General features: G+C 65.2%; 15 protein-coding genes. 7 read left to right on the top strand and 8 right to left on the bottom strand.

The features are described from left to right. Window positions 1-69 precede the first annotated feature (69 nt). From N551_RS0132555 to N551_RS0132520, 7 genes are all read left to right on the top strand, one after another. Window positions 70-858, top strand: coding sequence for a DUF1217 domain-containing protein (locus tag N551_RS0132555; protein WP_027570473.1), 789 nt, complete (start codon window positions 70-72; stop codon window positions 856-858). A 20-nt stretch (window positions 859-878) separates the two neighbouring features. Next, window positions 879-1,607: a flagellar basal-body rod protein FlgF gene (gene flgF / locus N551_RS0132550; protein ID WP_007595915.1), complete on the top strand. Its 729-nt coding sequence runs from the start codon at window positions 879-881 to the stop codon at window positions 1,605-1,607. Between the two features lie 36 nt (window positions 1,608-1,643). Then, a complete protein-coding gene (fliI, locus tag N551_RS0132545) occupies window positions 1,644-2,969 on the top strand; it encodes a flagellar protein export ATPase FliI (RefSeq protein WP_018453953.1) in 1,326 nt (441 codons plus the stop codon). A gap of 863 nt (window positions 2,970-3,832) precedes the next feature. Next, a complete protein-coding gene (locus N551_RS0132540) occupies window positions 3,833-4,468 on the top strand; it encodes a MarR family winged helix-turn-helix transcriptional regulator (protein ID WP_027570472.1) in 636 nt (211 codons plus the stop codon). Between the two features lie 1,025 nt (window positions 4,469-5,493). After that, window positions 5,494-6,558 (top strand): ketopantoate reductase family protein, encoded by a 1,065-nt coding sequence (locus tag N551_RS0132530; protein WP_007595931.1) that lies wholly within the window; start codon window positions 5,494-5,496, stop codon window positions 6,556-6,558. Window positions 6,559-6,789: 231 nt separating this feature from the next. Then, entirely contained in the window at window positions 6,790-7,605 is an 816-nt protein-coding gene (locus tag N551_RS0132525) for a YkgJ family cysteine cluster protein (RefSeq protein WP_027570471.1), read from the top strand. 102 nt (window positions 7,606-7,707) lie between these two features. Further along, window positions 7,708-9,219 carry an ATP-binding protein gene (locus tag N551_RS0132520; protein ID WP_027570470.1) on the top strand — a complete coding sequence of 504 codons (1,512 nt, stop codon included), beginning with the start codon at window positions 7,708-7,710 and terminating at the stop codon, window positions 9,217-9,219. Between the two features lie 16 nt (window positions 9,220-9,235). Here the strand turns inward: N551_RS0132520 and N551_RS0132515 are convergent, their stop codons facing one another. The 8 genes from N551_RS0132515 to N551_RS0132480 all read right to left on the bottom strand — a co-directional run bounded on the left by N551_RS0132515 (window position 9,236) and on the right by N551_RS0132480 (window position 17,411). Continuing rightward, on the bottom strand, window positions 9,236-10,267 hold the full coding sequence (locus tag N551_RS0132515; RefSeq protein ID WP_081747978.1) for a HoxN/HupN/NixA family nickel/cobalt transporter: 1,032 nt from the start codon (window positions 10,265-10,267) through the stop codon (window positions 9,236-9,238). A gap of 213 nt (window positions 10,268-10,480) precedes the next feature. Continuing rightward, window positions 10,481-11,221: an ABC transporter ATP-binding protein gene (locus N551_RS0132510; RefSeq protein WP_027570468.1), complete on the bottom strand. Its 741-nt coding sequence runs from the start codon at window positions 11,219-11,221 to the stop codon at window positions 10,481-10,483. After that, a complete protein-coding gene (locus tag N551_RS0132505) occupies window positions 11,218-12,051 on the bottom strand; it encodes an ABC transporter ATP-binding protein (protein WP_027570467.1) in 834 nt (277 codons plus the stop codon). The genes N551_RS0132510 and N551_RS0132505 overlap by 4 nt, the downstream gene beginning before the upstream one ends. Further along, window positions 12,051-13,874 (bottom strand): ABC transporter permease, encoded by a 1,824-nt coding sequence (locus tag N551_RS0132500; protein WP_027570466.1) that lies wholly within the window; start codon window positions 13,872-13,874, stop codon window positions 12,051-12,053. The genes N551_RS0132505 and N551_RS0132500 overlap by 1 nt, the downstream gene beginning before the upstream one ends. Window positions 13,875-13,887: 13 nt before the next feature. Then, window positions 13,888-15,045 carry an ABC transporter substrate-binding protein gene (locus N551_RS0132495; RefSeq protein WP_027570465.1) on the bottom strand — a complete coding sequence of 386 codons (1,158 nt, stop codon included), beginning with the start codon at window positions 15,043-15,045 and terminating at the stop codon, window positions 13,888-13,890. Window positions 15,046-15,105: 60 nt separating this feature from the next. Then, complete coding sequence (locus N551_RS0132490) at window positions 15,106-15,690, bottom strand: alkylhydroperoxidase domain protein (RefSeq protein ID WP_027570464.1); 585 nt, start codon at window positions 15,688-15,690, stop codon at window positions 15,106-15,108. A 12-nt stretch (window positions 15,691-15,702) separates the two neighbouring features. Then, window positions 15,703-16,329, bottom strand: a complete 627-nt coding sequence (locus tag N551_RS0132485; protein WP_027570463.1) for a CMD domain protein — start codon at window positions 16,327-16,329, stop codon at window positions 15,703-15,705. Window positions 16,330-16,376: 47 nt separating this feature from the next. Beyond that, window positions 16,377-17,411 carry a putative FMN-dependent luciferase-like monooxygenase gene (locus N551_RS0132480; protein WP_027570462.1) on the bottom strand — a complete coding sequence of 345 codons (1,035 nt, stop codon included), beginning with the start codon at window positions 17,409-17,411 and terminating at the stop codon, window positions 16,377-16,379. Window positions 17,412-17,460: the final 49 nt, after the last annotated feature.

The raw sequence follows: 17,460 nt of genomic DNA, 5'->3' as shown, positions 1-17,460 counted from the left end.
CCAGCCTCGCGCAAGCGATTCACGGCAGCTTGGGACGACGTCGCGAAAGCGGCCAGAGGGGCGCGGGTCATGCTATCCACCATCGCGGACTACACCAGACTGACCAAGGACATGGGCAAGTCGCTGACACAGGTCGCGACGCAGCCGGACGTCAGCCGCGACACCGATTACTTCCTCAGCCACATCGGCAACGTGAAGACCATCGACGACTTCCTGAAGGACTATCGCCTCTATTCCTACGCGATGAAGGCATATGGCCTCAGCGACATGACCTACGCCAAGGCGTTCATGCGCAAGGTGCTGACTGAGGGTATCGCCGACAACAAGACCTTCGCCAACAAGCTGACCGACATCCGCTACCGGCAATTCGCCGCCGCTTTCAATTTCGCCGCCCTCGGCGACAAGGCGACCCAAACCGCCGCGGCCACGACCGGCACGGCGACCCAATACGTCACGCAGACGATGGAGGAGAAGGCCGGCGACCAGAACGAGGGCCTGCGGCTGGCGCTCTATTTCACGCGCAAGGCTTCCACGATCACCAATTCCTACCAGATCCTCGCGGACAAGGCGATGACGCAAGTGGTCCAGACGGCGCTCGGCCTGCCGTCGACGATCAGCTCGGCTGATATCGATGCCCAGGCCAAGATGATCACGAGCAAGATCAAGCTCACCGATTTCCAGGATCCGGCCAAGGTCACCAAATTCGTGCAGCGCTTCGCGGCGATGTGGGATGCGACCCGGGCCCAGAGCGACACCTCGACCAACCCGGCGCTGGTCCTGATCGGCGGCGCCACGACGTCGATTGGCATGGATACCAACGTGCTCACGACACTTCAGAACATCAAGTTCAACAGGTAAGTCATTTCAACAGGTAAGTCATGCAATCGGCCCTCTATGTAGGATTGTCGGCGCAGGTCGCCCTCGAAAAACGCCTCCAGACGATCGCCAACAACGTCGCCAACGTCAACACGGCGGCGTTCCGCACCGACGTGGTGAAGTTCGAGACGGTGTTGTCCAAGGCGGGCGCGAACCCGGTCGCCTTCTCCTCGCCCGGCGACAACATCATCTCGCGCGAGATGGGCAGCATCACTGAGAGCGGCAACCCGCTCGATGTCGCCGTGGTCGGACAGGGCTGGATCGCCTTCGCCGGTCCGAACGGCACGGTCTATACGCGCGACGGTCGACTCCAGATCGCCGCTAACGGCGACCTTCAGACCGTCTCCGGCTTCCCCGTCATCGATTCCGGTGGCGCGCAAATCACCCTCGATCCGAACGGCGGACCGGTCTCGATCGCGCGCAGCGGCGCGATCACCCAGGACAACAACGAGATCGGCACCATCGGCCTGTTCAACATTCCCGCCGACGCCAATCTCGACCGCTACGGCAATTCGGGCGTCACGCCCAACCGGCCTGCGACCGCCATCGCCGACTTCTCCCGCGACGGCTTCAAGCAGGGCTATGTCGAGGGCTCAGGCGCCAATCCGATGATGGAATTGACGAAGCTGATCGCGGCCTCGCGCGCCTTCGACGGCACCAATTCGATGATCGAGGGCACTGAGAGCTCGCTCCAGAACGCAATCCGGACGCTGGGCGAACCCGGCAAATAGACTGCGCCCCGCGCGCAATGAGGTTGGACGGTTTCCTTGAACGCTCTTCGGCAACTTGAGTGGGCGCTGCTGGAGCTTCAGCAGAGCACTCCCCTGGCAAGCGTCAGCGGCGCGATCTCCGAGATCGCGTCGACGCATTTCCGTGTCTCCGGCCTGTCGCGCTTCGTCAGGCTCGGCGAACTGATCGGCGTCAACTCCGGCGGCAAGCCCCAGATCGGCGAGGTGGTGCGGATCGACAGCGAGGGCATCATCGCCAAGCCGTTCGACCGGCAGTTCGCCGGCGGCCTCGGCTCGGTCGCCTACCGGATGCCTCCTTTGTCCTTCGCACCCGATCCGAGCTGGAAGGGCCGCGTGATCAACGCGCTCGGGGCGCCGCTGGACGGACAGGGCCCTCTCACCCCCGGGTCGCGTCCGGTCTCGGCCGAGGCGGAGGCGCCTTCGGCCATGAAGCGCGCGCGGGTCCACAAGCCGCTGCGCACCGGCGTACGCGTCATCGATTTGTTCGCCCCGATCTGCGCCGGCCAGCGCGTCGGTATCTTTGCCGGCTCCGGTGTCGGTAAATCGACGCTGCTTGCGATGCTCGCCCGCAGCCAGGGTTTTGACACCGTCGTGCTGGCCCTGGTGGGCGAGCGCGGCCGCGAGGTGCGCGAGTTCATCGAGGACGTGCTGGGCGCCGACCGTCACCGCGCCGTCACGATCGTGTCGACGGGCGACGAGAGCCCGATGATGCGGCGACTGGCGCCGAAGACGGCCATGGCGGTCGCCGAATATTTCCGAGACCGGGGCGAATCGGTCTTGCTCATGGTCGATTCGATCACCCGGTTCGCCCACGCCGCCCGTGAAGTCGCGCTCGCCGCAGGTGAGCCCGCAGTCGCGCGCGGCTACGCACCCACCGTCTTCACCGATCTGCCGCGCCTTCTGGAGCGCGCCGGACCCGGCGAGGAGGGGTCCGGGACGATCACCGGGATTTTCTCCGTGCTGGTGGACGGCGACGATCACAACGAGCCGATCGCCGATACCATCCGCAGCACACTCGATGGGCACATCGTGCTCTCCAGGCACATCGCCGACCAGGCACGTTACCCGGCGGTGGACGTTCTGGGTTCGGTCTCCCGTCTCGCCCATAACGTCTGGGACCCCGAAGAGCGCGAATTGGTGAGCAAGCTGCGCGCCATGATCGCCAAATACGAGGACACGCGCGACCTTCGCCTGATGGGCGGATACCAGGCGGGACGTGATTCGGGGCTCGACCAGGCGGTCGACATGGTCCCGAGAATCTATGGCGCGATGCGGCAGGACGCTTCGGCTCCGCCAAGCGCCGATCCGTTCCGCGAGCTGCGGGACATGCTCAAGGGCGACTAGCAAGTCTCAGCTTGGGTCGGGGCGCGAGGCGCCCCGCGATCGCACCTTGCTCGTTGTTTTCGACAGGCGATTGCGCATGCCGCCACGCTTCCAGCGCATGCACATGCACGCCCGTCTCCGGTTTCAGCCGTGATCGCCTCCACCGTTCGGGTGAGGGAAATCGCGCAGCCGCGCCGAATGCGACTGAACCGGCGACTTCTCGATCCGACCCGGACAACCGCCGCGTGTAATTCCTGTGAGTTCCCCCGGACAGTTCTTGGCAGAACGCACAAGTTGTGGATGACATGCCGACGCACATCGTCGTCATGCACAAGCTTCGGTCAACTTGCATCAACGACAGCCAACAACGTGCCGTGCAATAAAACCGTCGCATAGTTGCGTGCATGTTGCTCGTGGGACAGCGTATTGCGTTCACCATCATGTGTCCCGAAGAGCGAGATTGTCTTGAACGTTACATTCGCCTGCGACGACATCCTGTCTGCGAGATGGTCTCTACTTGATTTTGTTGAGAAGGTCATTCATCGTTTCGTCGGAAGATAAGAAACGTCTGCGTGTGACTTGAACCTTAGGGGCTTCGGTTGAACTACTCCGATCCATCGTCTGCTGGCGACGGCTATTCGGGCTCCCGTACGACAACGCCGCGAATGGCATACCATCAGCAACGCCGCTTACCGTGCCATAGCTTGCAGTGCCCATTGGTCCAGGTCGGGGGCCGGGCAGTCCGTGCTTTCACGCGAGAGAAGAGCACGGTGCATGTGTCGAACATTGCCGGTAGTACGGCTTCTCGCAAACGGCTCATTCGCGACGGCGGAAGGCGGCTCGGGGGCGCCGCAAACGTGACTCCCGGGGCAAGGTAGGAATTCATGCCATTGGCAAGAGAAGCCGTGGAGCTGCTGGTTCAGGCAGCGAGGGCTTGGTATTTCGAAGGCGATCAGCATGGGTTGCGCGATCGGGAATGGATGGCGCTGCGCTTTCTCGGCCGCGCCAACAGGTTTTCGCGCACGCCGTCCGCGCTCGCCGGCTTCATCGGCGCAACCAGGGCAACTGCATCGCAGATCGTGAAGACGCTGGAGAGCAAGAGCTTCCTGGTGCGAAAACCGTCGCACGAAGACAAGCGTTCTGTCGTGCTGCACGTCACCGCACAGGGCGAGAAGTGCCTGAGCCAGCACGATCCGATCAATCACGTGCTGAACGCGGTCACGGCGCTCGGACCCGACGAGTGCGTCAGGCTGCGCGATTCGCTGCGCGACATCCTCAATCACCTCGACGCAGCACATCAGCGGCTCGATGCCAGCGTGTGCCGGGACTGCATGTTTCTTGCCGAACGCGGGCCGGGTACCGGCAAGGGACGCGCAACGGCGGAATTCATGTGCCGTTTGTATCGCGCCCCGGTCTCGCTCGAGGAGACCGAACTGCTCTGCACCAGTTTCGAGCGCACCCGCGACCGCCCCAAGATCGAGGAGCATCTCGACCGCGCGCGCATGGCGAACCAGGGGTGAGGCACGCGAGCGTTGCTGCGCAGAGCTGCGACCCAGCGGCGACATGGCGTAATGCGGCGACAGACTGGATTGCTCCGCTGCGCTCGCAATGACGGAGTATGAGGCGGCAGCGGCACTCTTCCAGCTCGCATTCAGATTGCAGACACGCCTTCGCATCCTCGCGGCGCGTTTCGCCCGAGTTTTGCTTCGTCACTCCACCCTCTTGTCCAAGAGGGCGCAGGGAAGGCCGGGTGCCGGCTAGCACCCGCGGTCCGCTGCGCGAAAATATAGCGCAAGGAAACCGCACAGCAGCATACAGGTGTAGCCAATCACTCGGCCTTCCCTGCGCGATGGTTGGACGGCTTATGCCGTGCTCTCCCGGGAGCCGAGTTCTCTTTGGCCTCCCTCGCCCTCACAGAAGTCGCCGACACCGCGCCGGTTGACGCGAATGCCGCATCCGCAAGAGCTTGACCGTAGCAACGACGGCCAGGACCACACGGTTTTGCCGTACGCACGGCTCGCCATTTCGCCGCAGTTTTTCCAGCCCTGTCGACGGAGCCGGAAACTTACAGACGAGACGAAGCCTAGCAGCGCCGCTCGTCGGAACGAAGCCTTGGGCTCACGGAGAGCAATCCGCCCTGCCCTTGGCCTCTCGCACCCGAACGCTGCCGCGTCCACCGCAAGCCCGGCTCGCGAACGTGACGACCACAAGATCGCCCCTCAAGGATGAGCCGGGATGCGCGACACATACGCCATTTCCGAATTTCGGTAAATTGGAATATTTTCGCGAAGATAGATTGACAGAGGGCGACACAGAGGAGGTCCCGTAGCCCGGATGGAGTGCAAGCGTAATCCGGGAAGGTACCGAACGCTGGGCCGAGCAGCCCCGGATGCACTCCGCCCGATCCCGCCATGTCATATTCGCCCGGCCCTTGTATCCATTATCCCAGTTGCCATCCTCACGCACTTTGCCTTACATGCCCGCCAAACCCGGCCGCGGATGACGGCCGGGGCTCAAAAATCACAAATTGGCAAAGGGACGAGGCATGGCGCGTAACATCCTGATTCTCGGGGCTTCCTACGGCTCCCTGCTGGGCACGAAGCTGCTGATGGCGGGACACAACGTGACCTTGGTCTGCCGCGCCAAGACCGCGGAGCTGATCAACCGCGAGGGGACCGAGGTGCGCATCAAGTTGCGTGACGAGGCGGTTCACCGCGCCATCTTCTCGCGCGACCTGCCCGGCAAGCTCGACGCCGTGACACCCGCCAATGTGGACTTGTCGCGCTACGACATGGTCGGCCTTGCGATGCAGGAGCCGCAATACACCAACCACACGGTGCGCGTTCTCATGGTCAGGATCGCCGCGGCGAAGCTGCCGTGCCTGTCGATCATGAACATGCCGCCGCTGCCCTATCTGAAACGGATTCCCTCGCTCGCAGACATGGATCTCGAGGAGGCCTACACCAACGCGCAGGTGTGGGAGCGCTTCGAGCCGGGGCTCGTAACCCTGTGCTCGCCCGACCCGCAGGCGTTCCGTCCGCCGGAAGAGGCTGCGAACGTGCTTCACGTCGGTCTGCCCACAAATTTCAAAGCATCCGTGTTCGCCGACGAGAAGCACAACAAGGTGCTGCGCGAGCTCGAAGCCGACATCGATGCGGTGACCCTCGACGGCCACGACGTGCCGGTGAAGCTGAAAGTGTTCGATTCTCTGTTCGTGCCGCTGGCGAAATGGTCGATGCTGCTGACCGGCAACTACCGCTGCATCACGCCACACGAGCCGCAGTCGATCCGCGACGCCGTGCACGGTGATCTCGCGCGCTCGCAGACGATCTACGAGCATGTCGACGCCATCGCCCGGCGTCTGGGCGCCGATCCGCAGGATCAGGTGCCGTTCGCGAAATACGCCAAGGCCGCCGAGAGCCTGCTGAAGCCGTCATCGGCCGCACGCGCGGTGGCCGGCGGCGCGCCCTTCATCGAGCGCGTCGATCTGCTGGTCAAGCTGATCTCGCATCAGCTCGGCGCGCCCAATGCAGAGATCGACCGCACGGTCGAGACCGTGGACCTGAAGCTCAACGAGAAGATCGTGCAGGGCGGATCGGGCGCGCTGTAACACCATGGGCGCGGGAGGCCTTGCTGCCCGGAATTGCCACATCGATCGCGATCAGGCGCAATTCGGACCGTCCCCGGGACGCCACCGATTTGCGCAAACATCGCATCCATGCGAGTTCTAGCCATGCGAGTTGCCGAATTATCCGCCGCGCGACGGGCCGGCAGGCGGTTCCGCAGGTTCCCGACCGGCGCGCAATCGTCAGATGGAAGGCAGAAGAACAAGTAGTCGAAGATGGATCAGGCGACGTTGCAGGTCGTTCGCGCCGTGGAAGCCGGCGCAACGACGATAAAGGGCGTCATTGACGCGACCGGCTTGTCCCGCCTCAAGATCGAGCGCGCATTGAACGCACTCGAGAAACAGCGGCTGCTCGTTCGCGATAGCCAGGGGTTCAGGGCAGCCGGTCGAACTGCGCCGCCGCCCACCCGGCAATGCGGCTCGTGCAATGCCTGCTGCGACATCCTCGAAGTGGCCGGCGTCGACAAGCCGGTAAACCAGCTGTGCAAGCATTGGCAGACAGGCACCGGGTGCACCATCTACGAGCGCCGTCCCCAGATGTGCCGTTCATTCGTCTGCGCCTGGCTGCAAGGCCATCTCGACGAGGACTGGTTTCCGGCGAAGTCGGGCATCATCGTGCATTTCAGCCAGGACGCCGTGAACGTGACGGTCGATGACCATTGCCCCGACCGCTGGCGCGAGGAGCCCTATTTCAGCAAGCTCGCCGAATGGTCGCTGAACGGCATCAAGCGAATCGGAAATCGCGGCTACGCGACGCTCGTCGTCTCCGGCGACGACCGGTTCCTGCTGCTCGGGCGCACCGTCGTTCCCGAGCCGACGCTGTTCGGCACCGCGTTCCTGCCGCTCACCGCCGACACCTTCCGATTCTGGCGGGCGAAATCCCCGGAGCATTTGCAGCGGCTGCACGAGCGCATCGCCGAAATCGAGCGGATCAGGCAGGAATTCGGCTCCTGCGCCATTCCCTCGAATGAGGACGACGATCCACAAGCCCCCTATCGGCCCGCACTTCTACGTTTGTCGCGTCACGCCTGAACTGCGCCGTGGGCAACGGACCATGATTTGCGCCGTGGCGCTCGACGCGCCGCGGCCGGGTTGATAAGCCCCTGTCCGCGAATGATGGGACTTGAGTCGGGCATGACGGTTGCGATCGAGATGGGGCAGACCACGGCGGGCGCCGCGGCGGCCATGGACCTCGAGGAACTGCTGGCGACCCGCCTCCTGGTGCAGGGCAATTCGGGCTCCGGAAAATCACATCTGCTGCGGCGGTTGCTGGAGCAGAGCGCGCCTTGGGTGCAGCAGGCCATCATCGATCCCGAAGGCGATTTCGTCTCGCTGGCGGAACATTTCGGCCATCTCGTGATCGAGGCCGAGGATCACACCGAACGCGGCCTTCAGGTTGCCGGCGAGCGCGCGCGGCTGCATCGCGTCTCCACCGTGCTCAATCTCGAAGGGCTCGACGCCGAGAACCAGATGCGCCGTGCCGCGGCCTTCCTTGGCGGACTCTTCGACGTCGGGCGCGACCATTGGTACCCGATGCTGGTGGTGGTCGACGAGGCGCAGCTGTTTGCGCCTGCGGTCGCGGGCGAAGTCTCTGACGAAGCGCGAAAGCTTTCGCTCGGCGCGATGACCAATCTGATGTGCCGCGGCCGCAAGCGCGGGCTTGCCGGGATCATCGCGACCCAGCGGCTGGCAAAGCTCGCCAAGAACGTCGCGGCCGAAGCGTCGAACTTCCTGATGGGCCGCACCTTCCTCGACATCGACATGGCGCGCGCCGCCGACCTGCTCGGCATGGAGCGGCGGCAGGCCGAATCCTTTCGCGATCTCGAACGCGGACAATTCATGGCGCTCGGCCCCGCGCTGTCACGCCGGCCGCTGCGTTTGAACATCGGCGCGACCGAAACCCAGCCGCGCAATTCCACGCCGCGGCTGATGCCGATGCCTGAAGCGGCACTCGAAAATATGCGCGCCGTGATCCTCGCCGCGCCGCCCCCCGATGCTAGCCGGCCGCAGCGCCGGCCCGCGCCCGATCTGCTCGAACAGCTCCGCGCCGCGAAGGCTGCGGCACCGGAGATCGGCTCCGAAATGATCGAGGTCCCGATCAGTGCCGAGGAGCTCGCGGAGCGGCGCGAACGCGTCGATCGAACCCTGCGTGCCGTGCTCGCCGCGCCCGATGCCGGCTTCCGCGCGGTCGGCGTGCTCTACCAGGAGTTCGTGGTCCGCTGCCGCATCGAGGGGCTCGGCTCGGCGGTACCCGACCTCACCGAATTCCGCCGCATGCTGACACGCGCACGCGCCGGGCTCGGCGCCGAGCATGCTGAGGACGATGCCTGGCAGGACGTTTCGCTTCGCGCTTCGATCCTGCCCGACGACATGCAGGGCGTGTTCATGATGATCGCGCGCGCGGCGAAAGAAGGCTGGCCGTGTCCCGGCGACGCCGCCATCGCACGTGCCTACGGCTCGCATTCGCTGCGCCGGGCGCAACGCCTGCTCGGCTACATGGAAGAGCAGGGCCTGATCGTCTGCCAGCTCGACGGCGCCGGCCGCAGGTTCGTGACGCTGGTGGAACTGGCCTGGGCCACCGCGCCGGGCGATCCCAACGCCGACGATCTGCCGGCGGAGCAGGTCGCGAGCGCGGCGTCGGCTTGAGCCAGCGGATTGTCGATCAGGCCGCTTCGGTGGCCTCGGCGCCGATAAGCGCATCCGCCGCGCGCCGCCGCTCAACTGCAAACATGCGCCGATAGAGCACGACCGAGACGAGCCAGGCGATCACGAACAACGCGACCACGGCGAAGCCGACATTGGCGAGCGAGTCGTTGAGCGCGTCAACCAATGCCCACACGCCGCCGGTCAGGCCGAGCCGGTCCGCGATCAGCCCGAGCGCCTCGATGCCGCCGATCAACAGCGCCACTGCCACGGAAGCCCCTGTGATCGTGAGGTTGTACCAGAGCTTTCGCAGCGGATCGACAAAGGCCCAGCGATAGGCGCTCACCATCAGTGCCGAGTCGGCGGTATCGACCAGCGCCATGCCCGACGCGAACAGCGCGGGGAAGACCAGGACATCGGCAAACGAAGCGCCGCGCGCGGCTTCGCCGGCGGAGATGCTGAGCAGGCCGATTTCGGTTGCGGTGTCGAAGCCGAGCCCGAACAGGAAGCCCAGCGGATACATGTGCCAAGGTTTTGTCACCAAGCGGAACATCGGGCCGAGCAGCCGCGCCAGAAGGCCGCGATTGGCAAGCAGGGCATCGAGGCCCTCGGCGTCGTGAATCCCCTGCACCCGTGCCGCGCGAAACGTCCGCCACAGGCCAGCGAAGATGACGAGATTGATGGCCGCGATCACCAGCAGGAACAGCGCCGACACAGAGGTGCCGATGAAGCCGCCGATCTCCTTGAGCAGGCTGTCGCCACCGAGGCTCACGACGCCGAGCGCGAGCAGCATGGTCGCGACCACGACGATTGTGGAATGGCCGAGCGCGAAATAGAGGCCGACGCTGCGCGGCGCGCCGCCGGCCTGCATCTGTTTGCGCACGACATTGTCGATGGCGGCGATGTGGTCGGCATCGACGGCGTGGCGCAGGCCGAACACCCAGGCGAGCAGCGCGGTCGCCATCACCGTCGGCCGATCACCGAACGCCGCGAAGGCCCACGCCCAGGCCCCGATGTTGGCCGCGATCAGCCCGCCGAACAGCAGCACCATTCCGGGCTCGACCGCCCGCAAAGATAATTTCGTCACGACAATCATTCCGTCTGCTGCACGCCACATCGCACGAGCGGTATGATCTTTTCATAAGATGGTCATACTGACCAGTGCAATCCCGGAGGGGGCGGCACGGTTCTGCAGCAGTGCTTGCGGCCATCCTTCGAGACGCCCGCTGCGCGGGCGTCTCGAACCATGCAGGCCATGATGGCGCTACGCCGCCTCGGAGCCGCCGAGATAAGCGTCGCGGATGCGCGGATCGTCCTTCAGCGCGCGGGCGGAGCCGGAGAGAACGATCTTACCGGTCTGGAGCACATAGGCCTCGTGCGCGATCTCGAGCGCGAGGCTGGCGTTCTGCTCGACCATGAAGACCGAGACGCCCTCCTGGTTGATGGTGCGGATCAGCTCCAGCACGCGGTCAACGTAAAGCGGCGACAGGCCCATGGTCGGCTCGTCCATCACGATCATCCTGGGACGGCTCATCAGCGCGCGCGCCATCGCGACCATCTGCTGCTCGCCGCCCGAGAGCGAGCCGGCGCGCTGCGACAGCCGCTGGCCGAGCTTCGGGAACAGCGTGAGCATCTTGTCGAGATCCTGCGCGATCGCCTCACGGTCGTCGCGCACGAAGGCGCCCATCAGGATGTTCTCGCGCACGCTCATGTCCGCGAACAGGCGCCGTGCCTCCGGCACCGAGGCGATGCCGCGGCGGACGATCTGCGGCGTGGTCAGTCCGAGCAGCGAGGCGCCGTCGAAAGTCACGTCACCGGAACGCGGCTTCACCAGGCCTAAAATGATCTTCATCGTCGTCGATTTGCCGCTGGCGTTGCCACCAAGCAGGCAGACGATGTGGCCGCGCGGCACTGATATCGACAGGTCGAAATGCACCTGGGCCTGGCCGTAGAAGGTATCGACGTCGGTGAGCGCGAGCAGCGCATCGGGAGGCGAGTTCGTCATGCCGCGCTCTCCTGCTTCGTCGCCAGGCCGTGGCCGAGATAGGCCTCGATCACCTTGGGATCGCCGCGCACCTGTTCACCCGGGCCTTCCGCGATCTTCTTGCCCTCGTCCATGACGATGACGCGGTCGGAGAGGCGCATCACCATTTCGAGCTTGTGCTCGATCAGCAAGATCGTCAGGCCTTCGGCCTTCAGCTCGGCGACGAGCCCCTGCATCTCCGTGGTCTCGGTCGGGTTCATGCCGGCGGTCGGCTCGTCCAGCAGCAGCAGACGCGGCTTCAGCGCGAGCGCCCGCGCGATCTCGACGCGGCGGCGATTGGCGTAGGAGAGGCTGTAGGCCGGCTGGTCGATGCGCGGCAGCAGCCGTTCGCCGAAGCGCGCGAGAATGACCTTCACCTCCTCGCGCAGCCGCTCTTCCTCCGCCTTGACGCTGGCGGGGCGCAGCAACGCCAACCCCAATTCCAGCAATGGCCCGATCACCGGCACGGCCGGCTTGACCGCACGCAGCCGCGTGTGGGCACCGATCAACACGTTATCCATCACGCTGAGATTGCCGAAGACGCGGCCGAGCTGGAACGTGCGCGCGATGCCTGCGGCGGCGAGCCGCTCCGGCGAGAGACCCGTGATGTCCAGTCCCTCGAAGCGAACCGTCCCGGCGTCCGGCCGGTCAAGCCCGGTCACGAGATTGAACAACGTCGTCTTGCCGGCCCCGTTCGGGCCGATGATGCTGATCAGCTCGCCCCTGGCGAGATCGAGATCGATGGCATCGACGGCGGTGAGGCCGCCGAAACGCCGCGTCAGCCCGCGCAAGGACAGCATGGTCGTGCTCATCACATCGTCCCCAACAATCCTTGCGGTCTGAACCGCACCAGCAGCAGCAGCACGATGCCGTAGATCAGGATGCGATACTCCGCCGCGATCCGGAACACTTCCGGCAGCCCGACCAGCGCAACCGCTCCGACGATGGCCCCGACGACATTGCCGAGGCCGCCGAGGATCACCACGGTCAGCGCCAAAATGGATTGCTGCGTGTTGAAGGTCTCGTGGTTGATGTAAGAATAGAGATGCGCGGCGATGCCGCCACTGACTCCGGCGGCAAAGCCGCCGAAGATGAAGGCCAGCGATTTGTAGCGATTCAGGCTGAGCCCATAGGCGCGCGAGGCGATGTCGTCGTCGCGGATGGCGCGAAAGCTGCGGCCGAGATGGGAGCCGAGCAGGCGTCCCTGCAGCAGCGCCAGCACCACCATCACGATGAAGCTGAACCAGTAAATCGAAATCGGGCTGACCAGCTCATAGCCAAACAGCGACAGCGGCGGGATGCCGGAGATGCCGATCGGCCCGCGCGTGACGCTCTCCCAGTTCAGGATCACCAGCGAGACGATCTCGCCGATCGCGAGCGTCGCGATCGACACATAATGTCCGCGCAGCCGGAACGACGGCGAGATCAGCGCCGTGCCGAGCGCAGCACTCATCAGGCCGCCACCGATGATGGCAAGGCCGACCGGCACGGCGAACGTGAGCGACAGCAGCGCGGAGGTGTAGGCCCCGATCGCGAGCAGCGCGGCGTGTCCCAGCGAGACCTGACCGATCGTGCCTGCAACCAGGGTGAGGCTCAGCGCGAGCATGCCGAGCAGCCAGGCGTTGATCAGGGTCTGGAGCACATAGAACGACACCGGCAACAGCGGCAGGATCGCAAAGACGGCGGCAGCGATCAGCAGAGCCCAGCGCGGAATGCGCACCGGGCGGCTCGGCGCAATGAAAGTGCCGGTGAGCGGCTCGGGCGGCGCCTGCCGGGCGCTGGCGAACAGGCCGTTCGGGCGCAGCACGAGCACCACGACCAGCAGCAGGAACGCGAACAGATTGCGGTAGCTGGTGCCGAACACGGCGACGCCATAGCTCTCGACCAGTCCGAGCAGCAGACTGCCGATCACCGCGCCCGGCACGTTGCCGGCGCCGCCGACGACCTCGGCGACGACGCCCTTGAGCGTCGCCTGCAGGCTCATCGCTGTGTCGATCTGGTTGTAGTACATGCCGACCAGCAGGCCGGAAACGCCGCCGAGCGCGGCCGCAATGCCGAACACGGCCTGATTGACGCGATTGACGTCGACGCCCATCTGCATCGCGGCGTCGCGGTCCTGCGCGGTGGCACGCACGGCCCATCCGAGCTTGCTGTAGCGCAGGAACACGAACAGCAGCAACGCGCTGGTGAGGCCGACGCCGGCGATGAGGAGATCGAGCGGTCCGATCGTGCCGCCGCCGATCTGGAAACGGACATCCGGCAACTGGCTCGGCAGCGCGCGCGGATTGGGCGAGAAGGTCAGCATCACGAGCTGATCGAGCACAAAGCTGATGCCGATGGTCGCCAGCAGCGGCGCGATGCGCACCGAGTTCTGCAGCGGACGCAGCCCAAACCGCTCGATGATCAAGCCCACCAGCGCCGCCGCCACCGCGACCACGATGATGGTGAGCGGGAGCGGCGTATGCAGCTGCACCACCGCGACCCAGCCGATATAGGCGCCAACGAGATAGATCGAGCCTTGCGCAAAGTTGATCAGCCGGCTGACGCCAAAGATCAGCGCGAGCCCGACCGCAACGAGGGCGTAGACGTTACCGACGATCAGCCCGTTGATCGTGTAGTCGAGCCAGGAAGACACGCAGAAAATCCCCTCAGGTCGGCTTGCCGTCCCAGAGGGCGAACTGGCCCTTGCGCACGACGAGCTCGGCGTTCATGGCGCCCTTGACGCGCCGGCTCTCGACGTCGAACGTCGCCTTGCCGAAGATCACGCTCGAGACGTCCTTCACTTTCGTGAAGGCGTCGCGGATCGCGCGCCGGTCGGCGCCGCCGATCCTCACGACGGCGGCCGCCATGTTCATCGCGTCATAGGCGTAGGCGTTGAACGCGTCGGGCTCCACCCCGTTGTACTTCTTCTTGAAGCCCGCGATGAACGTCTGCACCTCGGGGCGCGGGTCTTCCGGGAAGTAGCGCGTTCCGACATGGACGTCCTCGACTGCATCGCCGCCGAGCTCCAGGAATTTCGGCGAGTAGACCGAGCTAGCGGCGCAGATCACCTGCTTCAGCCCGACCTGGCGCGCCTGGCGCGCGATCAGCGCACCGTCGGAATAATAGGAGATCAGGATCAACCCGTCCGGATTGGCGTCGCGGACCCGCACCAGCGTGGAGCGGAAGTCGCGCTCCTCCGCGATGTAGCCTTCGGTGACGGCGATTTCGGCGCCGTGCTCTTTCGCGGCCTTGACGAAATAGTCACGGCTGGTACGGCCCCAATCGGTGTTGAGGTGCAGCACGGCGAGCTTCTTCAGGCCGAGACGTTTGACGGCATAGGCCGCCAGCAGCGGCTGCTCGTCGGCCTGACTGACCGAGGTGCTCCACATGAAGTCGCCGCCCTTGGTGAAATCGGGATGCGAATTGGTGAAGCCGAACTGCACCAACCCGCCGCGCTGATAGATTGGCGAGGCCGCCATCGAGGCGGGACTGGAGAAGTCGCCGAGCTCCATGACGATCCTGGGATCGGAGACGAACTTCTGGGCGATCGCCACCGACTGGCGCGGGTCGCTCTGGCTGTCCTCGAAGCTGTAGGCGAGCTTGCGGCCGTTGATGCCGCCCGCCGCCTGAATCTCGTCGAGCGCGAGATCAAAGCCCTGCTTCCACTGCGTGCCATATTGCGCGTTCGGCCCGGTCAGCGGACCGCTGACGCCCAGCAAAATCGGCTCGGACGATTGCGCAAGCGCGGCGCGCGAGAAGGCTGCTCCCGCCATCATGACGGCAAGCGAGCCCTTGACCAGGGTACGACGATCGATGTTGCTCATGGACGGCTCCATCCTGTCAGGTGTTGAAACAACCAGCAATTTCCATGCCGGTGAGATTGGCTATTTCGAGGGCTCGCCGAGCGACAGCATCAGCCGGTTAGCCCAGTTGAAGAACGACGCGCCGTTGATGACGTCGACGATCTCCGCATCGTCGAGACCGGCGCGGCGCAGCTCATCAATATTGTCGGGGCCGAACGCGATCGGCGTTGCGGCCAGCGCCACCGAGGCCTTGACGACTGCATTCCAGCGCTCGCCGAGATCGGCGCCAACGCCCTCGTCGAGCAGCCGCTGCACATCGTCGCGGCGCTTGGAATAAGTGCTGGCGAAACGCGCATGTACGGAGGCGCAGTAGATGCAGCCGTTATAGCGCGAAGTCGCTGCCGCTGCGAGCTCGCGCTCGGCGCGCGGCAGGCCGTCGGCAACGTTGTAGAAGATGTCCTTGTCGGTCTTGGTGCGGGCTTCCAGCACCTCGGGATCGCGCACCAGCAGTCGAAAATATTCGGACTTGGAACGAGAGCGATCGACGAGGCCGGCGAAATGCCGCTCGGTCAGCTCAGTCTCGGGCAGCGGATCGATCCACGACACCCAGCCCAGTTCATCCTGGGTGAAGACGACGGGCGGATTGACATTGTTTGCAGCGCTCATGATGCAGCCTCCTTACGCGCCGGCCGCGGCGTTCGCGGCGCGCCCGAGCGAGGCACCGAGCACGCGCAGTCCGGTGACGACGCGCACCTGGAACGACAGGAACGCAACGAGCTGAGAGAACGTGACGATGCCGGTGTTCGACCAGCCGGCGGCGAGCAGAGCCTTCATGTCGGCTGCAGCCGCATCGCGCGGGCGGAATACCAGCAGATGCGCATGCTCGAACGCCGCAACGAGCCGGTCCCCGAGACTGGCCTTGCGCTCCGCGCTGACGCGGTAGATCAGGCCGGCCTTGTTCTCGACCGAAAGCGGTCCGGCCGGAAAGGCGCCGTAGGGGCCCGAGGTCTCGCCCCGCGCGATTTCGACATCGACCGCTTCGACCAGGCGCGCGCCATCGGCGGTCGCAGCTAACTTCGCGCGATAGAAGGCAGCTACAGTCCGCTCGCGGTGAAGGCCAATCACGAAGAACGCGACTGCGGCACGCTCGATGAGCGAGACATCGCCGGCGTCGAGCGGCTCGAACAGAGAGAGATAGCTCTTCTGCGCATTGTCGCGCGCCTGCACGCGCTTGGCGCGAATGCCGTCCAGAGCCGAACCCGGTTCGATCCTGGCGAGCGTGTCGATGATATCTTTCGTAGCCATCATTCAGCCTCTTACAGCCTCGTGCAACGCGATTGCGTTCATTCCGACTAACCCGCCAGCGCCACGTCGGGCGCCGTCCGCGCCCAGCCTAGCGCCGGCGCGACCTTCTCCGCGACCAGCTCGATCGAGCGCAGGATATGGGGATGCGGGGCATCGACCGAATGTGCCTGGAAGACGAGATCGGTCACCCGCTCCAGGGTGGCGTCGGCGCGCAGCGAGGCGATGACGTCGTCGGCCGCGCCGACATGGGTGTCGAACGCCGCGATCATCTCCTCCAGCGTCTCGCCCGGCTTGGCGTGGCCGCCCTTGAGGAATTGCGGCAGAGCGCGCCGCAGGCCGATATCGGCAAGGCGCATCGCCTCGGTCCGGTCGTCGGCGACGAAGACCGTACGCGAAGCCATGATGCGGGGCTCGCGTCCCGGCGGTAGCGCTTCGAGATAGGCATCGATCACCGGATTCTGAATCTCAGCCAGCGTTGCCTTCGGCGCCTCCTTGGTCCGGGGCTGGGTACGCGACAGCAACAGGCCATCGCCTGCCTTGCCGGCACGCGCGCCGCCCGCCACAGAGAACGTCGCCTGCCAGATCCGGTTGTCCAGTTGCGGCCGCTGTGGATAGAGCGTGTCACCACCGTCGAGCGGCTTGCCCACCAGCGCGGTGCGGACGACCTCGAGATTGCGCGCAAAGATCTCGTTGCGCTGGGCGCTGTCGAGGCCGAACGCGGCAAAGGCCGAGGGATTGCCGCCGGTGCCAACACCGAGCTCGAAGCGACCGTTGCAGAGCAGATCGAGCACCGCGGCGTCTTCCGCCACCCTCACCGCATTCTCCAGCGGCAAGGTGACGATGCCAGTACCGAGCCGGATGCGCGAGGTTTGGGCAGCGACGTAACCGAGGAAAGTAAAGGGCGACGGCAGACCGCCCTCGCGCTCGTGGAAATGGTGCTGCGCGATCCACGCGGAATCGAGGCCCGCCTTCTCGGCGCGCACGATCTGCTCGGCCGCGAAGCGATATCGGTCGGCCGGCGGGGCCTCGTCGAGAAGCCGCGTGAAAAACCCCAGGCGTTTCAGGTTTGCTAAGCGTTTCATACGACCCCTGTCGGACGAGGATGGGCCCCGATGATGTCGGTTGCCGCAG

The sequence above is a fragment of the Bradyrhizobium sp. URHA0013 genome (genome assembly GCF_000518345.1).
Lineage (GTDB): Bacteria > Pseudomonadota > Alphaproteobacteria > Rhizobiales > Xanthobacteraceae > Bradyrhizobium.
This window is presented reverse-complemented; position numbering and strand designations above follow the sequence as displayed.

Bases quoted from the DNA above. Each gene is read 5' to 3' on its own strand.
- N551_RS0132525 (WP_027570471.1), top strand. From the start codon at position 6,790: ATGGATCAGGCGACGTTGCAGGTCGTTCGCGCCGTGGAAGCCGGCGCA.
- N551_RS0132485 (WP_027570463.1), bottom strand. From the start codon at position 16,329: ATGGCTACGAAAGATATCATCGACACGCTCGCCAGGATCGAACCGGGT.
- N551_RS0132510 (WP_027570468.1), bottom strand. From the start codon at position 11,221: ATGACGAACTCGCCTCCCGATGCGCTGCTCGCGCTCACCGACGTCGAT.
- N551_RS0132505 (WP_027570467.1), bottom strand. From the start codon at position 12,051: ATGAGCACGACCATGCTGTCCTTGCGCGGGCTGACGCGGCGTTTCGGC.
- N551_RS0132490 (WP_027570464.1), bottom strand. From the start codon at position 15,690: ATGAGCGCTGCAAACAATGTCAATCCGCCCGTCGTCTTCACCCAGGAT.
- N551_RS0132495 (WP_027570465.1), bottom strand. From the start codon at position 15,045: ATGAGCAACATCGATCGTCGTACCCTGGTCAAGGGCTCGCTTGCCGTC.
- N551_RS0132530 (WP_007595931.1), top strand. From the start codon at position 5,494: ATGGCGCGTAACATCCTGATTCTCGGGGCTTCCTACGGCTCCCTGCTG.
- N551_RS0132555 (WP_027570473.1), top strand. From the start codon at position 70: ATGCTATCCACCATCGCGGACTACACCAGACTGACCAAGGACATGGGC.
- N551_RS0132480 (WP_027570462.1), bottom strand. From the start codon at position 17,411: ATGAAACGCTTAGCAAACCTGAAACGCCTGGGGTTTTTCACGCGGCTT.
- flgF (WP_007595915.1), top strand. From the start codon at position 879: ATGCAATCGGCCCTCTATGTAGGATTGTCGGCGCAGGTCGCCCTCGAA.
- N551_RS0132540 (WP_027570472.1), top strand. From the start codon at position 3,833: ATGCCATTGGCAAGAGAAGCCGTGGAGCTGCTGGTTCAGGCAGCGAGG.
- N551_RS0132515 (WP_081747978.1), bottom strand. From the start codon at position 10,267: ATGGTGCTGCTGTTCGGCGGGCTGATCGCGGCCAACATCGGGGCCTGG.
- N551_RS0132520 (WP_027570470.1), top strand. From the start codon at position 7,708: ATGACGGTTGCGATCGAGATGGGGCAGACCACGGCGGGCGCCGCGGCG.